20 protein-coding genes are annotated in these 19168 nt (G+C 67.1%); 6 read left to right on the top strand and 14 right to left on the bottom strand.

What is annotated here, in order from left to right; all coding sequences use genetic code 11:
* The first annotated feature begins 23 nt into the window (after window positions 1–23).
* Entirely contained in the window at window positions 24–1013 is a 990-nt protein-coding gene (locus tag JJB11_RS13940; RefSeq protein ID WP_201172118.1) for a Bug family tripartite tricarboxylate transporter substrate binding protein, read from the top strand.
* Between the two features lie 50 nt (window positions 1014–1063).
* On the opposite strand, the gene JJB11_RS13935 is transcribed toward JJB11_RS13940, so the two are convergent.
* The gene (locus JJB11_RS13935) at window positions 1064–2038 is read right to left on the bottom strand and encodes an SDR family oxidoreductase (protein ID WP_201964838.1); all 975 of its coding nucleotides are present in this window, start codon (window positions 2036–2038) and stop codon (window positions 1064–1066) included.
* A gap of 96 nt (window positions 2039–2134) precedes the next feature.
* Between JJB11_RS13935 and JJB11_RS13930 the strand changes: the two genes are divergently transcribed.
* Both JJB11_RS13930 and JJB11_RS13925 read left to right on the top strand, forming a co-directional pair.
* A complete protein-coding gene (locus tag JJB11_RS13930; RefSeq protein ID WP_201172117.1) occupies window positions 2135–2356 on the top strand; it encodes a pentapeptide repeat-containing protein in 222 nt (73 codons plus the stop codon).
* A gap of 86 nt (window positions 2357–2442) precedes the next feature.
* Window positions 2443–3267 (top strand): alpha/beta fold hydrolase, encoded by an 825-nt coding sequence (locus tag JJB11_RS13925; protein WP_201172116.1) that lies wholly within the window; start codon window positions 2443–2445, stop codon window positions 3265–3267.
* A 109-nt stretch (window positions 3268–3376) separates the two neighbouring features.
* Here the strand turns inward: JJB11_RS13925 and JJB11_RS13920 are convergent, their stop codons facing one another.
* From JJB11_RS13920 to JJB11_RS13910, 3 genes are read right to left on the bottom strand one after another with little or no spacing between them, the layout of a single operon-like run.
* Entirely contained in the window at window positions 3377–4123 is a 747-nt protein-coding gene (locus JJB11_RS13920) for a class II aldolase/adducin family protein (RefSeq protein ID WP_201172114.1), read from the bottom strand.
* 21 nt (window positions 4124–4144) lie between these two features.
* Window positions 4145–5302 (bottom strand): M20 family metallopeptidase, encoded by a 1158-nt coding sequence (locus JJB11_RS13915; RefSeq protein WP_201172112.1) that lies wholly within the window; start codon window positions 5300–5302, stop codon window positions 4145–4147.
* Window positions 5299–6108: a Bug family tripartite tricarboxylate transporter substrate binding protein gene (locus tag JJB11_RS13910; RefSeq protein WP_201172110.1), complete on the bottom strand. Its 810-nt coding sequence runs from the start codon at window positions 6106–6108 to the stop codon at window positions 5299–5301. The genes JJB11_RS13915 and JJB11_RS13910 overlap by 4 nt, the downstream gene beginning before the upstream one ends.
* 378 nt (window positions 6109–6486) lie before the next feature.
* Between JJB11_RS13910 and JJB11_RS13905 the strand changes: the two genes are divergently transcribed.
* Complete coding sequence (locus JJB11_RS13905; RefSeq protein ID WP_201172098.1) at window positions 6487–7134, top strand: phosphatase PAP2 family protein; 648 nt, start codon at window positions 6487–6489, stop codon at window positions 7132–7134.
* An 81-nt stretch (window positions 7135–7215) separates the two neighbouring features.
* Here the strand turns inward: JJB11_RS13905 and JJB11_RS26570 are convergent, their stop codons facing one another.
* The gene (locus JJB11_RS26570) at window positions 7216–8277 is read right to left on the bottom strand and encodes a helicase C-terminal domain-containing protein (protein ID WP_201172094.1); all 1062 of its coding nucleotides are present in this window, start codon (window positions 8275–8277) and stop codon (window positions 7216–7218) included.
* Between the two features lie 364 nt (window positions 8278–8641).
* On the opposite strand from JJB11_RS26570, the gene JJB11_RS13895 reads away from it, so the two are divergent.
* Window positions 8642–8953 carry a hypothetical protein gene (locus tag JJB11_RS13895; RefSeq protein ID WP_201172092.1) on the top strand — a complete coding sequence of 104 codons (312 nt, stop codon included), beginning with the start codon at window positions 8642–8644 and terminating at the stop codon, window positions 8951–8953.
* Window positions 8954–9503: 550 nt separating this feature from the next.
* Here JJB11_RS13895 and JJB11_RS13890 read toward each other — a convergent pair.
* The 9 genes from JJB11_RS13890 to JJB11_RS13850 all read right to left on the bottom strand — a co-directional run bounded on the left by JJB11_RS13890 (window position 9504) and on the right by JJB11_RS13850 (window position 17792).
* Window positions 9504–10787, bottom strand: coding sequence for a TRAP transporter large permease (locus JJB11_RS13890; RefSeq protein WP_201172090.1), 1284 nt, complete (start codon window positions 10785–10787; stop codon window positions 9504–9506).
* A complete protein-coding gene (locus JJB11_RS13885) occupies window positions 10784–11233 on the bottom strand; it encodes a TRAP transporter small permease (protein ID WP_201172087.1) in 450 nt (149 codons plus the stop codon). The genes JJB11_RS13890 and JJB11_RS13885 overlap by 4 nt, the downstream gene beginning before the upstream one ends.
* Before the next feature lie 50 nt (window positions 11234–11283).
* Window positions 11284–12258, bottom strand: a complete 975-nt coding sequence (locus tag JJB11_RS13880; protein WP_201172084.1) for a TRAP transporter substrate-binding protein — start codon at window positions 12256–12258, stop codon at window positions 11284–11286.
* A 41-nt stretch (window positions 12259–12299) separates the two neighbouring features.
* The gene (locus JJB11_RS13875) at window positions 12300–13277 is read right to left on the bottom strand and encodes an amidohydrolase family protein (RefSeq protein WP_201964837.1); all 978 of its coding nucleotides are present in this window, start codon (window positions 13275–13277) and stop codon (window positions 12300–12302) included.
* Window positions 13274–14041, bottom strand: coding sequence for an SDR family NAD(P)-dependent oxidoreductase (locus tag JJB11_RS13870; RefSeq protein ID WP_201172082.1), 768 nt, complete (start codon window positions 14039–14041; stop codon window positions 13274–13276). The genes JJB11_RS13875 and JJB11_RS13870 overlap by 4 nt, the downstream gene beginning before the upstream one ends.
* 16 nt (window positions 14042–14057) lie before the next feature.
* Window positions 14058–14564 (bottom strand): TRAP transporter small permease, encoded by a 507-nt coding sequence (locus JJB11_RS13865; protein ID WP_201172079.1) that lies wholly within the window; start codon window positions 14562–14564, stop codon window positions 14058–14060.
* The gene (locus tag JJB11_RS13860; RefSeq protein ID WP_201172076.1) at window positions 14561–15901 is read right to left on the bottom strand and encodes a TRAP transporter large permease; all 1341 of its coding nucleotides are present in this window, start codon (window positions 15899–15901) and stop codon (window positions 14561–14563) included. The genes JJB11_RS13865 and JJB11_RS13860 overlap by 4 nt, the downstream gene beginning before the upstream one ends.
* A complete protein-coding gene (locus JJB11_RS13855; RefSeq protein WP_201172074.1) occupies window positions 15859–16860 on the bottom strand; it encodes a TRAP transporter substrate-binding protein in 1002 nt (333 codons plus the stop codon). Before JJB11_RS13855 ends, JJB11_RS13860 begins: the two co-directional genes overlap by 43 nt.
* 104 nt (window positions 16861–16964) lie before the next feature.
* Window positions 16965–17792, bottom strand: a complete 828-nt coding sequence (locus JJB11_RS13850; protein ID WP_201172071.1) for an FCD domain-containing protein — start codon at window positions 17790–17792, stop codon at window positions 16965–16967.
* Here JJB11_RS13850 and JJB11_RS13845 point away from each other — a divergent pair.
* Window positions 17769–19148 carry a hypothetical protein gene (locus JJB11_RS13845; protein ID WP_201172068.1) on the top strand — a complete coding sequence of 460 codons (1380 nt, stop codon included), beginning with the start codon at window positions 17769–17771 and terminating at the stop codon, window positions 19146–19148. The genes JJB11_RS13850 and JJB11_RS13845 overlap by 24 nt on opposite strands.
* Window positions 19149–19168: the final 20 nt, after the last annotated feature.

Below are 19168 nucleotides of genomic sequence, written 5' to 3'. Positions count from 1 at the left end.
CCATCCCATCCCAAGGAGACACCATGAGTTTCACCCGCCGCCAAGCCCTGCAATCCAGCGGCGCCGCCGCGCTGCTTGCCGCCGTCGGCCGCAGCGCGTTCGCCCAGGCGCAGCCCGAGACGCTGCGCATCATCACGGGCTTCGCGCCCGGGGGCACGTCGGACACGATCTGCCGCCGCGTGGCGACGCACATGGCCGGCACCTACGCCCGCACCGCCGTGGTGGACAACCGCACCGGCGCCGGCGGCCAGATCGCCATCCAGTACGTGAAGGCGGCGGCCCCGGACGGCACCACCCTGCTGCAGACGCCGACCTCGATGCTGACGATCTACCCGCACATCTACAGGAAGCTGCCGTACGACCCGCAGACGGACCTGAGCCCTGTGAGCCTGGGCTGCCAGTTCGACTTCGGCTTTGCGGTCGGCCCTGCCGTGCCCGCGAGCGTGAAGAACATCGCCGATTTCCTGGCGTGGGTGAAGGCTGATCCGCAGCGCGCGAACTTCGGGTCGCCCGCCGCCGGTTCCACGCCGCACTTCCTGGGCGCCCTGGTGGGCAAGAGCGCCGGCATCGACCTGAAGCACGTCGCCTATCGCGGCACGCAACCCGCGATGCTGGACCTCCTGGGCGGGAACATCTCCGCCGTATCGGGCCCCATCGGCGACATCACGCAGCACCTGCCCACGGGCAAGGTGCGCATCCTGGCCACCTCCGGTGCCAAGCGCAGCCGCTTCGCCCCGGACGTGCCCACCTTCACCGAGCAGGGCTTGAAGGACATGGTGCACAGCGAGTGGTTCGCCTTCTACCTTCCCGCGAAGGCCAGCCCCGAAATCGTGGGCCGCATGAACGCAGCGCTCAAGGCCACGCTTGCCCAGAAGGACGTCATCGACGGCCTGGCCACCTTCGGCCTGGAAGCGATGTCCTCGACGCCCACCGAACTGGCTGACCTGATCAAGCGCGACACGGCCAAGTGGGCACCCATCGTCAAGCAGGTGGGCTTCACCGCCGACACCTGAACGCGGAGCACCGCCTGCACGAACGCCGTCCCGGCGCCGTGCAGGCTGCGTCAGGACGCCGTCTGCGCGTCGTTGTCGATCGGAAGGACCTGGCCGGAAATGGACTTGCCCGCTTCCGACGTGATCAAGAGGATGAGCGCGGCGATTTCCCTGGGGTCGACGAAGCGCTTGAGCGACTGGATGCGCATGGCATCCGACCGGACTTCCTCGAGTGTCTTGCGTTCCGCGTCGGCGCGGCCCTGCAGGACCCTCTCGATCCGCTCTCCTGCCACCGCACCGGGTGCGATGGCGTTGACGCGGATGCCGTCTGCGCCGAGCTCGCGGGAGAGAGTCTTCGCGAATCCGATCAAGCCCATCTTCGAAGTGCAATAGGCGCTGCGGTTAGGGTAGCCGAACCGGCCCCCCAGGGACGACATGACGACGATGCTGCCGGCGGGGGACTTCTTCAGGTGGGGGATGGCCAGGCGGGTGACGTGGAACGTCCCCATCACGTTGACTGTCATGACTTCTTCCCACTGTTCGGGATCGGCCTCCTCCACGGGGGCCGTGGGACCAGCGATGCCTGCGTTGTTCACCAGCACGTCGAGGCCGCCCAACGCCTCCACTGCGGCACTGACCATGCGCTCGATGTCCGCGCGTTTCGAAACGTCGCAAACGACGGTGTGCAGGCCGGGAATCTCGCTCGCAGCAGTATCCAACGCTCTCGCGTCAATGTCGCACACGCACACCCGCGCGCCGCTGGACGCGAAAGCCTTCGCCACTTCCTTGCCGATGCCGGAACCGCCGGCGGTGATCAAGACACGCTGAACCATGTGCACCTCCCGATAGAGTCCACCTTCGCTCACGCACCAGCCTGGAATCTCATGCAGTTTCGTGAGTACATCGTCAAGACCTTGTTGCGAGTCGAGTTGCAGGATCCGACCGATCGGCTCGCTTGGACGCTGCAGCCTAACATGGCGGCTTTTGCCGGAAGCAGACCTCACGCCGCTGCACGAACCTGCAGCCAGTTCCAGCGGCTTTGACAAGACGCGGCCTTTTCCCGAAAGAGCGGCAGAGCCGCTTCATCGCATCCCAGTCGAAAGACTTCCGCGCTCGGTTGTTGTCGACTCAAAACTGCCGTCATGATCAGCAGTGCGCAAGTACTCACGGAGACCGTGACTTCGACGCCTTGCGAGAGCCTTGCCGGCTGCAACTTGAACAAACTCAACCTGACCAAGGCGGAGCTGACAGGGGCGAGTCTGACTGGCAGCAACCTCAATGGCGTGACCGCGATCCATGCGACGTTCGTCAACGTCAACCTGAGCATGGCAAACCTGAACGGAGCGGACCTCACCGTGGCCTGAACCTTCGCTGCCAAGAGGACATCTATCGCCCCCTGAACCGCGTCTATGTTTCAATCGCCGCGTTCCCTCTTCGTGCAGGAATTCGAATGAGCACCACCACGGGAGAAGCCTTGCCGTTCGTTCGCGTCGACGCTGGCGGCCGATCGCTTGCCGCATGCATCCAGGGCACGGGTGAACCTGTGGTGATCCTCGAGGTCGGGCTGGGCGCCGATGCCGCCTCGTGGGCACGCGTCGCCCAGGGAATTGCGCAGTTCACCCGGGTGTGCTGGTACGACCGTGCGGGGCGATCCGCAAGCGACCCTGCCCCAAAGCCGCGGCAACCAGGTGATCTGGTAGAAGACGCCCGCCGAATCGCCCGGCATGTTTCCCCCTCGCGGCCCGTGGTGCTGGTAGGCCAGTCGCTGGGAGGCTTGATCGCCCGCCTCCATGCATACCGGTTTCCGCACGAAGTTGCGGCACTCGTGCTGGTCGATTCACTCCACGAAGACCAATTCGATGCATGCGGACCACTTTTCCCTGCCCCTGATGGCGAGTCGCCGGTACTGACCTCCATGAGGGCCTTCTGGTCCGGGCGCTGGCGCGACCCCGCCAGCAATCCGGAGGCCATCGACCTGGTGGCATGCCAAGTTGCGGCACGATCGATCACGGGGCTGGGCAGCCTGCCGCTGCGAGTCATCACGGCCAGCGGTTTCACCATCGCGGGTGCGCCATTCGGTGCTGCAGGACCCGCACTGCAGGAGCAGTGGAATCACCTGCAGGCGCGCCTGGCGATGCTCTCGACCGATTCAGCGCACGAAGTCGTCGCCGACAGCGGGCACTTCATCCAGTCGGACCGCCCGGATGTGATCGTGCAAACCGTTCGCGATGTCATCACGAAGCTGGGGAAATCGCAGTTCGCCGGTCCGGACTAGCCCCTACCCGTTCCGCGAGAGGACGACATGCGGCTTCTCGCTGCGTCGGAGCAAATGCGCCGACGGAGCCGCCCGAGGAAATGCCGCTACGAAGATCGGCCGTTTTCTTTCAGTCCGCGTAGCCCGGCATCTCCCGATCCAGCACACGCATCATGGCGGCGAAATAGAGCGCCTCGCGCTCCGCCTGCGAGTGGCTGTTGCGCGGATTCGGCGTCTCCACCCTCCTCACCATCGCATCGTCCAGCAGGGCGAGCGGCCGGCCCGTCGACATCGCGAGCACCTGCGCGCGGCAGACACGTTCCAGCTTGTACAGGCGCCGGTACGCCTGCGCGACGGTGTCGCCCACGACCAGGACACCATGGTTCTTCATGAACATGATCTGCTTCGTGCCCAGGACCGATGCGAGGCGTTCCCCTTCGCTCAGGGAATCGGCGAGTCCGGTATAGCCGTCGTCGTAGGCAATGCTCCGCGTGAGGAAGGCGGCTGTCTGGCTGCCGGGCAGCAGGCGGTTGTCCTCCAGCATGTTCAACGCCAGGGCCCAGGTCTGGTGGGTGTGGAGTATGACGTTCACGCCGGTGATCCTGTGCAGCGGGGCGTGGATGCTCAGGGCGCTCAGCTCCAGGCTGCCGCTGCCTTCCAGCACCTCACCCGCCTCGTTGAAGACGATCATGTCGCTCGCCCTCGCCTCGGACCAGTGCAGGCCGAAGGGCAGAACCAGATAGCGGTCCTTCTGGCCGGGCACGCGCATCGTGAAATGGTTGTCGATTCCTTCTTCCAGGTCGTCGTAGACGGCGAGCCGGTTCGCCGCAGCCAGATGGACGCGCGCGCGCCAGGTTTCGTCGCTTGTGGGGTTCATCGCCCGTGCTCCTTTGGTGATTCAGCGCAGCATCCGCAGCGCCGTCAACGCGATCGCCTGCGCGCGGGGGACCATGGTGCTCACCTTCAGCCACTCGTCCGCGGTGTGCACCTTGCCGCCCACGGGGCCGGTGCCGCACAGGGTGGGAATACCTGCGGCGGCCGTGAAGCCCGAGTCCGCGGAGCCCCCGCTGTATTCGCCGGCAGCGCCGAAGCCTATCGTCGCGGCGGAGTCGAGATAGGCATCGAACAGGTCCTTGCTGGCGGCGGATTGCACCAGCGGCAGGAAGTAGCGCTGCTGCGTCACATGGGCGCACGTGCCCTGCACTTCCACCTCGCGCATGATGGCCGCCAGCTTCGCCTTGACGTCGTCCATTGCCTGTGCGGTCTTGAAGCGGACGTCGACGGAGGCGCTCGCGTGCGGCGCCACCGTGTTCACTGAACTGCCGCCCTTGATGAGCCCGACGTTGACGGTGGTGCCGGACTCGTAGTCGGTCAACGCATGCATCCGCACCACCTTGCGGCAAAGCGCCTCGATCGCGCTCGCGCCCTCGTGGTGATTGCCACCCGAATGCGCCGGAATCCCCGTCACCTCGCAGTCCACGAACATCGCCCCCTTCCGCCCGGTGACCACGTTCCCGCTCGGGCGGCCGGGCTCCGAGTTGAACACCGCGCGCGCATTCGCGGCATTGGCTTCGATGAAGGGTCGCGACGCGGGCGAAGCAATTTCCTCGTCGGCGGTATAGAGACCCAGCATGGGCGCCTCGATGCCGGCGCGTGCGAAGGCGCACAGCACGAAGGAGTTGATCACCAGGCCGGCCTTCATGTCGGCCACCCCTGGCCCGTAGGCCAGGTCGCCGTCGATGCGGAAGGGCCGCTGGGCGGCGGTACCGGGCGCGAACACCGTGTCGCAATGGCCCATGAGGACCACCGGCTTGCCCGCGCCCGCGAGGCTCGCGCGCATGCAGTTGCCGGCCTCGGCGTTGCGATGGATGTCGCACGTGACGCCGTGCTCTTCGAGGTATGCGCGCAGCTGGCCGATCACCGCGTCCACACCCGCCTTCTGGTAGCTGCCGGAATCGATGTCGACGATGCGCCGCAGCAGATCCAGCATCCGGGGTTGCGCGGCAGCCAGCCAGTCCAGCACCTGCCGTTCGCGTTGGGAGCTGGATCCGGTCATGCCTTGATTCCTGCTTCGTCGATCACCTTCGAGTAGCGGGCGTACTGGTCCTGGATATGCGCGGCGAAATGCGCCGGGTCCATCGTATAAGGTTCCAGCCCGAGCGAGATGAGCCTCTTGCGGATCTCGGGATCGTCCACCGCGCTCGTCGCGGCGTGGGCGATCTTCGCCACGACATCCTTGGGCGTGCCGGCCGGCGCGCACAGGCCGAACCACGCGGCGGCTTCGTAGCCGGGCAGCCCTGATTCGGCGACCGTCGGCACGTTGGGCAGCGACGCGAGTCGCTGCGGTGTCGCCACCGCCAGTGCGCGCAGCTTGCCGGCCTCCATGAAGGGCTGGATCTCGTTGACGTTGGCCAGCACCGCGTCCGCATGGCCACCCAGCACCGCGTTCACGGCCGGCGCGCCGCCCGAGAAGGGCACGTAGATCATGTGCAGCCCGGCCTGTCGCACCAGCATTTCGGCGGCGATGTGCTGCGTGGTCGCTGGCCCGAACGTCGCGTAGGAGAGGGTGTCGGGCTTCGCCTTGGCGGCCTCCACCCATTCCCGGAAGGTCTGCCACGGACGGCCGCTGTTCACCGCGATCATCTGCGGCGAGTTGGTCAGGCAGGCCACCGGGTCGAAGGCCTGCAGGCCCTTGTACGGCAGCGTGGCGCCGCGCAGCTTGGCGTTGATGACGAAGCTGTTGGACATGAGCAGCAGCGTGTGGCCGTCGGCCGGAGCCTGCGCGACCTGGGTCGAGCCGATGATGGTGCCGGCGCCCGGTTTGTTTTCCACCACCACCGGCTGCCCCAGGGTGCGCGCCATGTGTTCGCCGATCAACCGGGCCTGAACGTCGCCGGACCCGCCCGGCGGGAATGGCACGATCAGGTGCAGCGGCCGCGAGGGGAACGTTTGCGCCAGCGCACTTCCGGCGAAGGAAGCGGTAGTTGCGGCCGCGGCCGCAGCGAGAAGATCACGACGGGTGAGCATGTAATTCGGGTCCTGTGCTGATCCGGCCCCATTCTGGGCATGCCCTCTCGCCCTCGCCAATGGCGTTTATGCCGAGTGCTTCGCGCCGCGAGAGAACTTTGGTTTTTGGAGCGGCTACTTTTGGCGAGGCCTAGCGATGCGGGAAGGTGCCTGGATTTGTGATCCGCAGCTTTTGGCCGGAAGCTGACCTGCTGCGCGGCACAATTCCGGCCCATGTTCATCAGTGATCTCCCGGGCATTTGGCATGTGTGGCACGTGGTCACCAGGCTAGGAGAAGCGCAGGTTGTGCTGCCGCTCTTCCTGCTCGCGGCCGCGACTCGGGCGCAGGGTCCCGAGGGCAGATCGGACGCGCTGCGCTGGATCGCCCTGCTCGGGATCGCCGTGGTCCTTACCGCCGCGAGCAAGGTGGCCTTCATCGGCTGGGGAATCGGATCGGCCGCACTGAACTTCACCGGAATCTCGGGGCACACGATGTTCGCGGCCGCGGTCTATCCGCCGCTGCTGTCGGTGATCGGCAGCGGAACGTCGCCCCGCGCCCATCGCTCGGCTGTCGCGGTTGGCTGCGTGCTGGCTCTCATCGTGGGCGTCTCACGCTTCGTGCTCAGAGCCCACTCGGAAAGCGAAGTCCTCGCTGGATGGCTGGTGGGCGGCCTCGTCTCCTGTGCCGTATTGGCGAGGGGAACGCCGGTGCCTTTGCAGCTTCGCGCCACGATGTTCGTGACGGGAGCGCTCTGGCTCACACTGACGCCTGCCACCGTGGCCGCCGTCGAGACGCATTCGATGGTGACGCGCCTCGCACTGAAGCTATCGGGCCACGAGCGACCGTACACTCGCACTGACCTGCTGAGCAACCACAAATGAAGCGACGCGGCGCCCGTCGCGACGGCTGCTCACGACCCGAAGCAGCCGTTGCATCACACCCGTTGATCCTCGCGCGGTGCCCTACACCGACGCAACCTTCCACCACGCGGGCAACAGCGCCCGCACTGCCGGGCGTGCGAAACGATCGTCGATCAGGTACACGATGCCGCGGTCTTCGTGAGTTCGGATGACGCGGCCGGCGGCCCGCACCACCTTCTGCAGTCCCGGATACAGGTACGTGTAGTCGTACCCTGCACCGAAGGTGGCCTCCAGCCGATGCTTGAGCTGTTCATCGCGCTCGATGAACTCGCTGCGCTGCATTTCGTCCATGCCGCGCACCTGGACCCACATCGGAATGCCGGGATGGCTGCCGGCGACTTCCGCCGCGACGAGGCCTGGGTATTCGAAGCTGCTGAAGAACGCCAGGTAGTTGCCGGGCTGCTCGGTGAACTGCTGCGCCATCAGCGAGGCGATCGGCGCGGCGGAGCGTTGCCGGTCGGCGTAGCGCGTGGAGATGCCGCGCACGGCGCGCACCTCGAGTTGTTCCTGCTTGAAAGGCGAGGCCACGTCGATCCAGGCTGTGTCTTGCGGCATGCCGAGCATGTCCATCGGATAGCGGGGCGGGTTGAGCGTCGCCGAAAACAGCGTGACCGTGCGCGCCGCGGCGAAGCGGGGCTTCAGGAAAGGCGCGGGCACGAGGTTCTGGATACGCAGCGTGATGACGCTGCGCCTTCCCCTCGCCGGCTCGTCGTGCGTCTCGAGCACCGAGTGCGTCCCGAACGACTCCACCAGCCGCAGGAACGCCAGCATGTCGAAGTACGCCTGCTGCAGCTCGTTCCCCGCGGCAGCAGGCGCGTCTTGCACCAGCTCCGCTTCGATGGCGGCCACGGCGTCTCGCAGCGCAGTGAGGAAGGAAACGGGCAGGTCCTGCAGGCCACCTTCCGCGGCTGCATGGGCCTTGCGCACGCGGCCGAGTGCCCTGTGGACCTTCTCCAGCGCCTTGCGTACGTCGCCGGATGCGCAGGCGCGGGCCGCTTGCAGCGAGCCCTGCGTGACCGACGCCGAATACATGTCACGGGCGCGCTCCACGAGGTTGTGCGCTTCGAGAACCCGCGCGCCAGCGGGCACGACTCGCCGTGGCACGCCTTGTCCGGGTGCTCGCAGGCCTTGTCGCGCGCCGTCAATTCCAGCACGCGCAAGGGTGGCGCGCTTTCGGCTTCCCGCAGCCGTGCGGCAGCGTCCAGGGCCATTCGGCGGCCGGTGGACTTCGCGGTGAGATAGAAGACCCTGTCCAAGCCGTGCGAGGGTGCCGCCTTGAGCATCGCGAACGTGGTCGCGATGGTCTTGCCGATGCCGGTGGGCGCTTGCGCCAGGACGCAGCGACCCCTTGCCGCCCCGCGCCACACGGTTTCGGCGAGTTCCCGCTGGCCGGAGCGAAACTGCGGATGTGGAAAGGTGAGTGCACCCAGCGCGTCGTCGCGCCGCGTACGGTGGGCCAGTTCCTGGCTTGCCCAGGCATCCGCCGCCCGGCGCACCGGGGCCCTTCGCGCTGTCGGACAAGGACGCGCTGACGGCGTTCGTCGAGGGCTCCGGGCTGCGGCCCCTGGAGATCCAGGACGTGGAGTGCGTCTGGCGGTACCCCGACCTGATGACGGGGCTGCGTGGCCTAGCGGCCGCGGGCGTCGCGGTCCGCGCTGCTGAAAACAGTTCGGACGCCGACGTCGACCGGGTGCACGACGCGGCGCTGGCGCCCTTTGCAAAGGCGGACGGCAGCTACGAGATCCGGGCGGTGTTCCGGTGGATGACCGCAGCGGTCTGACCTAGGGACCTGTCTTCGGTCGCAGCCAAGATTCACGGCAGATTGCAGCAAGAACGCTCTTGCAACGTCATTTCAGCCGGAATGTGCTCTCGCCGAATTCTGCGACTCGAAGACCAAGCAGCAACCAGATGGGATTTGTTATGCCGAAAGCAGAGGGTCTGTTCACCGACGGGGCAGCGTACGAGCGCCTCATGGGCCGCTGGAGCCGCCTCGCAGGTGAATCGTTCATCGATTGGCTCGAGGTGCAAGATGGGCGCGTGAGCCCTTCTCCATGCGCGTTCTGGCAATGTGGCGCACACCGCGCGCTCAAACGGGCATAAGAGCGATCTGTCGATGCTGGATGGCTCCGGCGCTCTAAAGCTGCCAGACCTAGCACGTGCTGCCTCGCTCACAGCTGTTTCACACAGCCTAATTCCCGCCATGAACTCAGCTGCGCGCGCAGAGTTCCGTGTTGATGGATGCTCCGCTGGCCCCGCCTAAACAGTGCTGGCGCGGAACGATCGCGGATCGGCCGGACGGCTCGGGGGACGGCCTGGCGAGCTTCTAGCCCTCACCCAAGCAGCAGACGCGGCAGACCGAGCGCCAATGCGGGGACATAGGTCACCGCGAGCAGCACGGCCAGCAGGATGCCCAGCAGCGGGAGCGATTCCCGGATGACTTCCTTCGGGGGCTCTCCGGCAATGGCGGCGAGCAGGTAGATCAGATAGCCCACCGGCGGCGTACACAGCCCGATCATGAGGTTGATGACGACGATCAGGCCGAAATGGATCGGGTCTATGCCGAGCCCCGTGGCTGAGGGCAGCAGGATCGGCACGAAGACGATCAGCGCCGCCAGCGGATCCATGAACAGCCCCACGATCAGGAAGAAGACGTTGATGATCGCGAGGAACACCAGTGGGTTGCGCGTCATCGAGAAGATCAGCTCGGACATCTGCCGGCTGATGCCCAGGTCGGCGATCAACCATCCCATCAGCGCGGAGGCACCGACAATCACCATCACGGAGGCCGTGCCGTTGGCGGCACCAACCAGGGCACGTCCCGTGTCGCGCCAGCCAAGTTCGCGATAGACGAAGGCGCCGACGCCAAGGCAGTACACGCAGGCGACCGCCGCGGATTCCGTCGCCGTGAACACGCCGCCGAGAATGCCGCCAAGAATGATCAACGGCGTCAGCAATGCCGCGAAGGCCGCGGTGAATGCGCGTCCCACCGCAGCGAAGCCGCCCCACGAGCCGCGCGGGTAGCCGCGGGCACGGCTCATCACGTAGACGCCGATCATCATCAAGACGCCGATCAACACCCCCGGCAGCAAGCCGGCAAGGAACATCCGCCCGACCGAAACCTCGGCCAGGATCGCGTAGATCACCATCGGGATCGAGGGCGGGATGATCGGCCCCATGACCGCGGCCGTCTCGCACAACGCCGCCGCGAACGCCGCCGGATAGTTGGCGCGCTTCATGGCCGGCACCATCACGGAACCGATGGCCGCGCCGTCGGCCACCGCCGAGCCGGAAATGCCGGAAATGATCATGCTGGCCACGATGCACACATGGCCCAGGCCGCCACGGATATGACCCACTAGGGCGGAGGCAAAGTCGACGATCCGCTTGGTGATGCCGCCGGAGTTCATCAACTCGCCGGCGAACAGGAACAGCCCGATGGCGATCAGCGAGAAGCTGTCGATCCCCTTGATCATCTGCTGCGCCGCCAGTTCCACCGGCAGCGACGGCCTGAACAGCACGATCGTGGCGAGGCACGCGCCAAGAATCGAGAACGCCAGCGGCACGGCGAGCGCGCTGAGCAGGACTAGAACGGTAAGCAGGACGACGAGGCTCATACGAACAGAACTCGCGCGCAGCGGGTGATGTCAGCCGCGGCGCGAACGAGCCACAGCAACCCGGCGACCAGCAGGGCGCAGTACAGCCAGCGCAGCGAAATGCCCAGCGCCATGTAGCTGTCGGACTGCGTCAGGTCCATCATCCACCAGGCACCCACCACCAGATAGACGGTGAGCGCGGCCACGAGGCAGGTTCCGATCCCACTGACCAATGCCGCCAACCGCGGCGGCATTGCATCGAGCAGCATGTCGACGCGCATCGGCTGCGCCCGGCTGGCGGCGACCAGCACCATCCAGACGAACAGAAGCCGCGTCAGTTCCTCGCTCCAGACCAGCGAGCCGCCCAGCACGTAGCGCACGACCACTTGCGCCACCACGAGCGCCGCGGTCAGCGCCAGCAGCGCTGCCGAGATGACGTCCGGGATCCGGGCGAGCCAGCGCATCATCGACGCGGGTTGCCTTCGCGGCTGCTTGGGTGGCGGAGCACGCATTGAACCTACTTCACCTGCAGGATGCGATCGACGATGTCGTGGCCGAATTGATCGGTGTAGGCCTTCGTCACCGGCTCATAGGCGATCTTGCGGAATGGCTCGGTGTCGACCTTGTCGATCACCTGGACGCCGGCAGCCTTCATCTTCGCGAGGTTCTCCCCCTCCTGCTTCGCGTTCAGTTCGCGCTGGAAGAGTCCCGCTTCCCGGGCGGCCTCGAGCACCGCCTTCTGCTGCTCCGGCGGCAGCGCGTTGAACTTGCCGAGGTTCATCGCGACGATCGACGCCGTGTACGCGTGACCCGTGAGCGAGAGGTACTTCTGCACTTCATACATCCGGTTCGCGTAGATATTGTTGATCGGATTCTCCTGCGCATCCACGGTCCCGGTCTGCAATGCCAGGTACAGCTCGGTGAAAGCCATCGGGACCGGATTGGCGCCCCACAGCTTGAACGCCTGCAGGTGCGCTTTGTTGGGGGTGGTCCGTATCTTGAGGCCGCTCAGATCCGCCGGCGTGCGTATCGGCAGCTTCGAATTGGTGACGTGGCGGAATCCGATCTCCCAGTACGCGAGCCCCTTCATCCGGCTGCGCTCGAGATCCTTGAGCAGTTCCGTGCCGATCGGGCCGTCCATCACCTTGTGCGCGTGGTTCGCGTCGCGGAATAGGTACGGCAGGTCCATCACATTGAGCCGCGGCGCAAATTGCGTGAAGAACGGATTGCCGGTGAGCGCGATGTCGATCGAGCCGAGCCGCACCCCTTCGAGGATGGCGCCGTCGTTTCCAAGTTCGCCGGCCGGGTGCACGGCCATGGTCAGCTTGCCGCCGGTCTTTTCCCTGAGGAGCTCGGCCATGCGCCTTGCCGCCTCGTTGTGCGTGTCGTTGACGGCGAGCGTGTCGGCAAAACGCAGGTTGGTCTGTGCGTGCACAGCGCCCACGGTCATCAGCATGGCGGCCGCGATCAGGAATGCGAATCGTGTCTTCATGGTGGTCTGCCTCAGAATGTGCCTGGCGAGGTTACGGTGATTCACGGTTGGCGCTCATTCGTGGAAACACCTGCGAGCCGATAGAACGCCGCGGCGTTGTCCACGAAGAAGCGCCGGCGCTCGCGCTCCGAGAAGCCCTCCAGCATGCGTGCGACGGAGCGCACCAGCGTGTCGTAATCGATGCGCAGTCCCGCCACCGGGAAGTTGCTGGCGAACATGCAGCGCTCGATGCCGAAGATGCCGATGGCGCGCAGCACGACCTGCCGGTTGGACTCGAAGTCCCAGGGCCGGTCCTTGAGCCCGAACTCCGATACCTTCAGGTGCACGTTGGGTTCGCGGGCGATCGCCTCCATCGCTTTCTGCCACGCCGCCAGGCCCTGCGGGCTGCGGTCCCACGGAAAGCCCGTGTGGTTCAGCACGATCGGCGTGCGCGGGAAGGCGCGCGCCACCTCCGCCGCTTCATACAGGTGCCAGTACGGCACGCGCAGGTCCCACGACAGGCTGTGCTTCTCCAGCCGGGCGAAGCCTTCGAGCCAGCGCGGATCCTGCATCGTGCCCGGGGCGCCAGGCGTCATGCGGTCCGGCGACAGCGAAGTCACCGGCTTGGAACGGATGCCGCGCACGAGCGGGAAGGCAGCCTGCCGGGCCAGCACCTCCTCGCCTTCGGGCGTGTGGAACCAGGCATGGGCGACGATGGCAGTGGGCATGCCCTCCCGCTCGTGCACCCCGGTGAGCCAGCGCGTCTCCCCGACCTGGTCCGCGCGGTCCCATTCGGCTTCGCAGTGGACCGTGGCCAGCACGTTGTGCCGGCGCGCGTCGCGCCGGTAGTCCGCGGGCAGATAGTTGCGCTTCAGGGGCGTGTAGTCACCCATGAAGAAATGGGCCTCCGGCTGGTCGGAGAGCCAGGGATAGTAGTTCGCCCCCAGATCCCACAGGTGGTGGTGCGCGTCCACGAGCGTCACCGCACCGGGCTCGTCCACCCAGCGGCCGTGGATGTTCGGGGCGGGCGGCGCGCTCACACGTGCTGCCCACCGTCCACCATGATGGTGGAGGCGGTGATGAACGATGCTTCGTCGCTGGCGAGCCACAGGATCGGGTACGCCACCTCGCGCGGATCGGCCCAGCGTTCCTGCAGGTTGTACTTCGACTTTTCCGAGAGCAGGTCCTCGCGCGTGCGGCCCAGGCGCTTGACGTGGAAGGGCGTCAGCGTGAGGCCCGGGCACACCGTGTTCACGCGCACCTTGTGCCGCGCTTCCTCGAAGGCGAGCGTGCGCGTCATCGAGACGATGCCGGCCTTGGTGACGTCGTACTGGCCCATGCCGGCGCGCGGATTCAGCGCATGGGTGGACGACACGTTGACGATGGAGCCGTGTCCGGAGCGCCGCAAGGCCGGCAGCGCCTCGCGCGCGAGGAAGGCGTAGCTGAGGAGGTTCGCCTTCAGGATGCGGTCCCAGGTCTCGGCCTTCGCTTCCGCGAGCGGCTCGTAGGAGCGAATGCCGGCCAGGTTCACTAGCACGTCGATCGCCTGGAAGCAGCCCAGCGCCTCCTCCACGATGGCGCGCGCGGCCTGCTCCTGGCCGACGTCGGTGCGGATCTCCAGCACCTGTGCGCCGGGCACCTGCGCCCGAATCTCCGCGGCCACCTCGCCCAGCGGCGAACCTTCCAGGTCCACCAGCGCGACGCGCGCTCCTTCTTCGGCGAACAACTGGCCCGTCGCGGCGCCGATGCCGCCCGCGCCACCGGTGATGATGGCCGTGCGGCCCTCGAGTCTGCGTTGCTTCATGTCGCTTGCGTGTCCTTCAGCTGAGCGTGACGAGTTCGCGCGGGATCTCCACCTGACCGCGCACGGCGCGCCAGATCCCTGCCACGCTGTAGACGGCCATCACCGTGCCGCACGCCGGGATCGCCGCGTACCACCACATCTTGTCGACCTGCAGGAACGGCGTGGTCTCCCCGGACTGGCGCAGGAAGTCCCAGCCTGCCCAGGAGAGGATCGCGGCGATGGCGAGCATGCACAGGTGGATCAATGCCTCCAGCACGCGCCGGGCGGTGGCGTTCAGCATGCGATCAAGCAGGTCCACCTTGTACAGCGTGCCTTCCCGCCATAGCGCGAGCGCGCCCAGGAAAGTCATCCAGATGAACAGCAGCTCCACGAGTTCGTCGTAGCCAGGCACCTTGAAGACAGGCGCCATGCGCTGCACGATGCCGAGCGACAGCAGCACGAACAGCCCGAGGAAACAGCCGCAGACGCCCCAGCGGCAGCCGTCGGCGATGGCGCGGTCCACGCGCGCGAGCACGGCATTCATCGAACGACTCCCAGTCCGAAGACGTGCGGCAACCAGGTGGAGACCGCCGGAACGTAGGTGACGATCGCCAGCACCACCAACAGCGCGAGAAGGTACGGAGCCAGCTCGCGCACCACGTCGGCGATCGGCACCTTGGCGATGCCGGACACCACGTAGAGGCACAGCCCAACCGGCGGTGTGACCAGGCCAATCATCAGGTTGAGGACCATGATCACGCCGAAGTGCACGGGGTCAACGCCGATCGCCGCCATGACTGGGGCGAGGATGGGATACGCGATGATCATGATCGCGATCGCCTCGAGGAACATGCCCAGGATCAGCAGCACCACGTTCACGAGCAGCAGGATGATCCAGGGCTCGGTGGACAGCGCCAGCAGGGCCTTGAGGATCGCATTGGGCACCTGCTGCTGGATCAGCACCCAGCTGAAGGGCGCGGCCATCGCGATGATCAGCATCACCTGCGCGGTCTGTCGCCCGGTTTCCCACAGCGTGTCCCAGAAATCGCGCATGCGCAGTTCGCGATAGAAGAAGCGCCCGAGCACGAAGGCGAGTGCCGCCGCAATCACCGCCGCCTCGGTGGGTGTCGCCACGCCCGTGAAGATGACCGCCAGGATGGCCGGCGGCAGCGCCAATGCCGGGGCCGCCTGCTTGAAGATCCGCAGGGCCTGTGCGAGCCCTGGCCAGCCCGCCGAGCGCGGCAGGTTGCGCTGCACGGAGACGATCGCGATCGCAACCATCAAGCCCAGCCCCATGAGCAGCCCCGGCACCACGCCCGCGAGGAACAGCGCGCCCACGGAGACGTTGGCCAGGCTGCCGAAGATCACGAAGGGGATGCTAGGCGGGATGATCGGGCCGATCGTCGCCGATACCGCGCTGATGGTCGCCGAATAGCGGGGCGTGTAGCCCTCCTTCACCATCGCGCGGATCTCGATCGTGCCCAGCCCCGCGGCGTCCGCGACGGCGGAGCCGGACATCCCCGCGAAGATCATGCTGCCGAGCACGTTCACCTGCGCCAGGCCGCCGCGGATCTTGCCCACCAGCAGGTTGGCCACGCCGAAGATGCGCTCCGTCGTGCCGCCCACGTTCATCAGGTTGCCGGCGAGGATGAAAAAGGGAATCGCCAGCAGCGGGAACGAGGTAGTCGCCGCATAGGTGCGCTGCACGAAGATCACCAGCAGGTCGGGCCCGGCGGTGATCAGCATGGTGCCGACCGCGACCAGCGCGAGCCCTCCCGCGATGGGGATGCCCGCGAGGATGACGAGGCAGACGGAGAGGAGGATGCCCCAGATCAGCATCAGGCGCGCGCCGCGGCGACCATCTTGCTCCAGGCGTTCCATGTGTCGTCGCCCAGGCTCTTGCGCAGCGTGTCGTAGGCCGGGCCCATCTTCGCGCGGAACGGCACGACGTCCGGCCGGCTGATGCTCACGCCGGCCTTCTGCATCTGGGCCAGGAACTCCTCCTCGCGATCGCGGACGCCCTTGCGCGCGGCCGCGCCGGCGATGCGAGCCTCCTCCGCGATGATGCGGCGCTGGGCTTCATCGAGCTTGCCCGTCCAGGCCCGCGGATTCGCCGCGAACATGATGGTGGCGTAGATGTGCTTGGTGAGCGCCACGTGGCTCTGCACCTCGAAGAACTTCGCCGCGAAGGTAGTGCCGATCGGGTTGTCCTGGCCGTCCACCGTCTTGTTGGCGAGCGCGAGGTAGACCTCCTGGAAGGCCACCGTCTGCGTGTTGGCGCCGAGGGCCTCGAACGCCGCCTTGATGGCGAGCTCGGGCGGCACGCGGATCTTCAGGCCGCGCACGTCATCCGGCGTGTTCACCGCCTTGCGGCTGTTGGACAGCGCCCGGAAACCCCACTCGAAATTCGCGATCCAGGTGAAGCCCGCCGCGGCCAGCTGCTGCGTGAGCCACTCCCTTGCCGTCACATCCAGCGTCCTGTAGGCGTGTTCGTAGCTGTCGAACTGGTAGGGGATGTTGATGACGCCCACCGACTTCGAGATCGCCTCGATGTTCGCGGGGTTCATCAAGATCATGTCAATGGCGCCGAGCCGTGTTTGCTGCGCGGTCTCCACCGGGGAGCCGAGCGCGTTGTTCGGGAACAGCGTGATCTTCACCGCACCCGAGGTGCGGTCGAACACCTTCTTCGCCATCTTCTCGGCCTCGATGTGCACGGGGTGGCCGAGGTCTGCGGGGTGCGTGAGCTTGAGCTCCACGGCGGCGCGCACGGTCAGCGCGGACGAAGCGACGGCTGCGGCGGCGCCCTTGAGAACGGCGCGGCGGCTGAACGGGGTCTGCATGCGTTTGTCTCCTGTCTCTGGCTCGAGCGCGCCCATTGCGGGGTGCGGAGCGCATCTTGCATACAAGGTTTCCCGGGTGTCAAGCGAGCAAACCCCGCGCGCCGCTATGCCGTGGGAGGCGCCGGCAGCGAGGCCACGACCACGGACAAGCCCTTGCGCACGTGCTCGCGCATGGCCTGCCCGACGCCGGCCGCATCGCGTGCAGTGAAAAGTTCAAGAATCCGCGCATGCTCGGCGGTGGCTTCCTGCCAGCGCTCCGGCCACTGGTTGGAGGCGTAGCGCGCGCGGTCGACCCGCAGCGACAGCAGGTCCCAGACCCACAGCAGCACCGGATTGCCGGCGTACTCCACGATGCGCCGGTGGAAGGCCTTGTTCGCGGCGAAGTAGCCGGACATCTCCTGGCGCGCGTGGTGCGCCAGCATGGTGTAGTGCAGGATCCCGAGTTCGGCGACCTGCGCCTCACTGACGCTTGCGGCGGCGAGCTCACCGGCCAGCGCTTCGATAGCGGACACGACTTGGATAAGGTCCCTCGTGTCGGCCGCGTCGAGAGGCGCGACCACAGGCGAGCGGTTGGGATGCGCCTGCAGCAGCCCCTCCTGCGTGAGCGCCTTGAGGGCCTCGCGTACCGGCGTGCGCGATATCGCGAGCTGCTCGCACAGCTGCCGCTCGTTCAGGCGTTGTCCAGGCGCGAGCTCACCGCTGACGATCATTTCGCGCAGGGCGGCCAGCGCATTTCCGTTCAGGTCCCCCTTGCGGGGAGCATCGGCTGCTGCCGGCGGACGCGGGGACTTCGCCGCCGGCGCAGCCTTGGCCGCCGTCGCCTTGCGGGCGCTCGGACGCAGAGGGGGCGCCGGGGGGCGGGAAACGGAGCTCTTCACTTTTCTGCGTCTTGTATGCAAGATTTGATTATGAACCTCCAGCAGATTTTCCACCGCTTTTCCCGCACGCCCGGTGCCGAACTGCCTGTCGGCCTCGTGGGCGCGGGCGAATTCGGCGCCACCTTCGTCGCGCAGGCGGCGCGCATGCCAGGCCTGAAGGTGGTCGCCGTGTGCGACCGCGACGTGGAGCGGGCACGCCGCGCGGTGGCGGCCGCGGGACATCCGAAGGAACGCATCCGCGCGTGTGCCACGCTGGCCGACGCCAGGCAGGCCCTCGACGAAGGTGCGATCGCGCTGCTCGCCTCCGCGGACGACCTGGTGCAGCTGCCGCTGGTGGCCGTGCTGGAAGCCACGGGGGACCCGGAGGCCGCGGCAGCGACCGCGCGCGCGGCCATCGACGCCGGCCGGCACGTCGTGATCGCCACAAAGGAAGCGGAGATCGTGGTCGGCGCGGAACTCGCCTGCCGCGCCGCGGAACGCGGCGTCGTGCATTCGCCCGTGGACGGCGACCAGCCGAGCCTTCTCATCGGCCTCGTGGACTGGGCGCGGATGCTCGGACTCCCCGTCGTGTGTGCGGGCAAGTCCAGCGAATCGGATTTCGTGTGGGACGCGCAGGCCGGCACGGTGAGCGCCTGGGGTCGCAGCGAACCGGCCGCCGGCTACGCAGACGCGTTCGCGCGCGCCGATGCGGCGAGCTTGAGAACGCGCCACGCGGTCGCGTTCGCGCGCACGACCGTCCCGGACCTGTGCGAGATGGGCATCGTGGCCAACCACACCGGGCTGTTGCCGGACTGCGCGTCGCTGCACGCACCCATCGCGCGCACGGTCGAACTGCCTTCGCTGTTCCGCCCGCGCGCCAGCGGCGGCTTGCTGGGAGGTACAGGCCGTGTCGACATGTTCAACTGCCTGCGCCGGCCGGACGAGATCAGTTTCGCGGGAGGCGTGTTCGTCGTGGCCGAGACGCCCGACGAGGCGACCGGCCTCCTGTTCGCGGCCAAGGGGATGCCGGCCTCACCTGACGCGCGCTACGTGCTGCTCCACAACCCGGTGCACCTCCTCGGCGCCGAGGCCGCCGTCTCGATGCTGTCCGCAGCGCAACTCGGTTGCTCCACGGGCGGCTCCGAGGTGAAGCCGCTCGTGGACCTCGTGGCCTCCGCCGCGCGTCACCTGGAGCCGGGCGAGGTGCTGCAGATGGGAGCGCGCCATGAAATCCCGGCGCTCGGTTACGCACTTCAACGCGCTGAACCGCTTGGCGAAGAGCGGCCGGTTCCGTACTACCTGGCACTCGGCGCCCGCGTGCGGCGGCACGTCGCGCGCGGCCAGCCCCTGCGTGGCGCGGACCTCGACCTGAGCGCTGGTGCACTCAGGCAGTTGCGCGAGGCGCAGGATCGTCGGTTCTTCGCCAGGTGACGCTCGGCATTTCAGAAGCC

The organism is Ramlibacter ginsenosidimutans, from assembly GCF_016654015.1.
Lineage (GTDB): Bacteria > Pseudomonadota > Gammaproteobacteria > Burkholderiales > Burkholderiaceae_C > Ramlibacter > Ramlibacter ginsenosidimutans.
The sequence above is the reverse complement of the archived record's forward strand: the minus strand, read 5'-3'. Positions and strand labels throughout refer to the sequence as shown.

Coding starts and splice junctions, on each gene's coding strand:
- JJB11_RS13880 (WP_201172084.1), bottom strand. CDS start 12,258: ATGAAGACACGATTCGCATTCCTGATCGCGGCCGCCATGCTGATGACC.
- JJB11_RS13920 (WP_201172114.1), bottom strand. CDS start 4,123: ATGAACCCCACAAGCGACGAAACCTGGCGCGCGCGCGTCCATCTGGCT.
- JJB11_RS13885 (WP_201172087.1), bottom strand. CDS start 11,233: ATGATGCGCTGGCTCGCCCGGATCCCGGACGTCATCTCGGCAGCGCTG.
- JJB11_RS13930 (WP_201172117.1), top strand. CDS start 2,135: ATGATCAGCAGTGCGCAAGTACTCACGGAGACCGTGACTTCGACGCCT.
- JJB11_RS13845 (WP_201172068.1), top strand. CDS start 17,769: ATGAACCTCCAGCAGATTTTCCACCGCTTTTCCCGCACGCCCGGTGCC.
- JJB11_RS13940 (WP_201172118.1), top strand. CDS start 24: ATGAGTTTCACCCGCCGCCAAGCCCTGCAATCCAGCGGCGCCGCCGCG.
- JJB11_RS13865 (WP_201172079.1), bottom strand. CDS start 14,564: ATGAATGCCGTGCTCGCGCGCGTGGACCGCGCCATCGCCGACGGCTGC.
- JJB11_RS13855 (WP_201172074.1), bottom strand. CDS start 16,860: ATGCAGACCCCGTTCAGCCGCCGCGCCGTTCTCAAGGGCGCCGCCGCA.
- JJB11_RS13870 (WP_201172082.1), bottom strand. CDS start 14,041: ATGAAGCAACGCAGACTCGAGGGCCGCACGGCCATCATCACCGGTGGC.
- JJB11_RS13905 (WP_201172098.1), top strand. CDS start 6,487: ATGTTCATCAGTGATCTCCCGGGCATTTGGCATGTGTGGCACGTGGTC.
- JJB11_RS13925 (WP_201172116.1), top strand. CDS start 2,443: ATGAGCACCACCACGGGAGAAGCCTTGCCGTTCGTTCGCGTCGACGCT.
- JJB11_RS13860 (WP_201172076.1), bottom strand. CDS start 15,901: ATGGAACGCCTGGAGCAAGATGGTCGCCGCGGCGCGCGCCTGATGCTG.
- JJB11_RS13910 (WP_201172110.1), bottom strand. CDS start 6,108: ATGGCGCGCACCCTGGGGCAGCCGGTGGTGGTGGAAAACAAACCGGGC.
- JJB11_RS13890 (WP_201172090.1), bottom strand. CDS start 10,787: ATGAGCCTCGTCGTCCTGCTTACCGTTCTAGTCCTGCTCAGCGCGCTC.
- JJB11_RS13915 (WP_201172112.1), bottom strand. CDS start 5,302: ATGACCGGATCCAGCTCCCAACGCGAACGGCAGGTGCTGGACTGGCTG.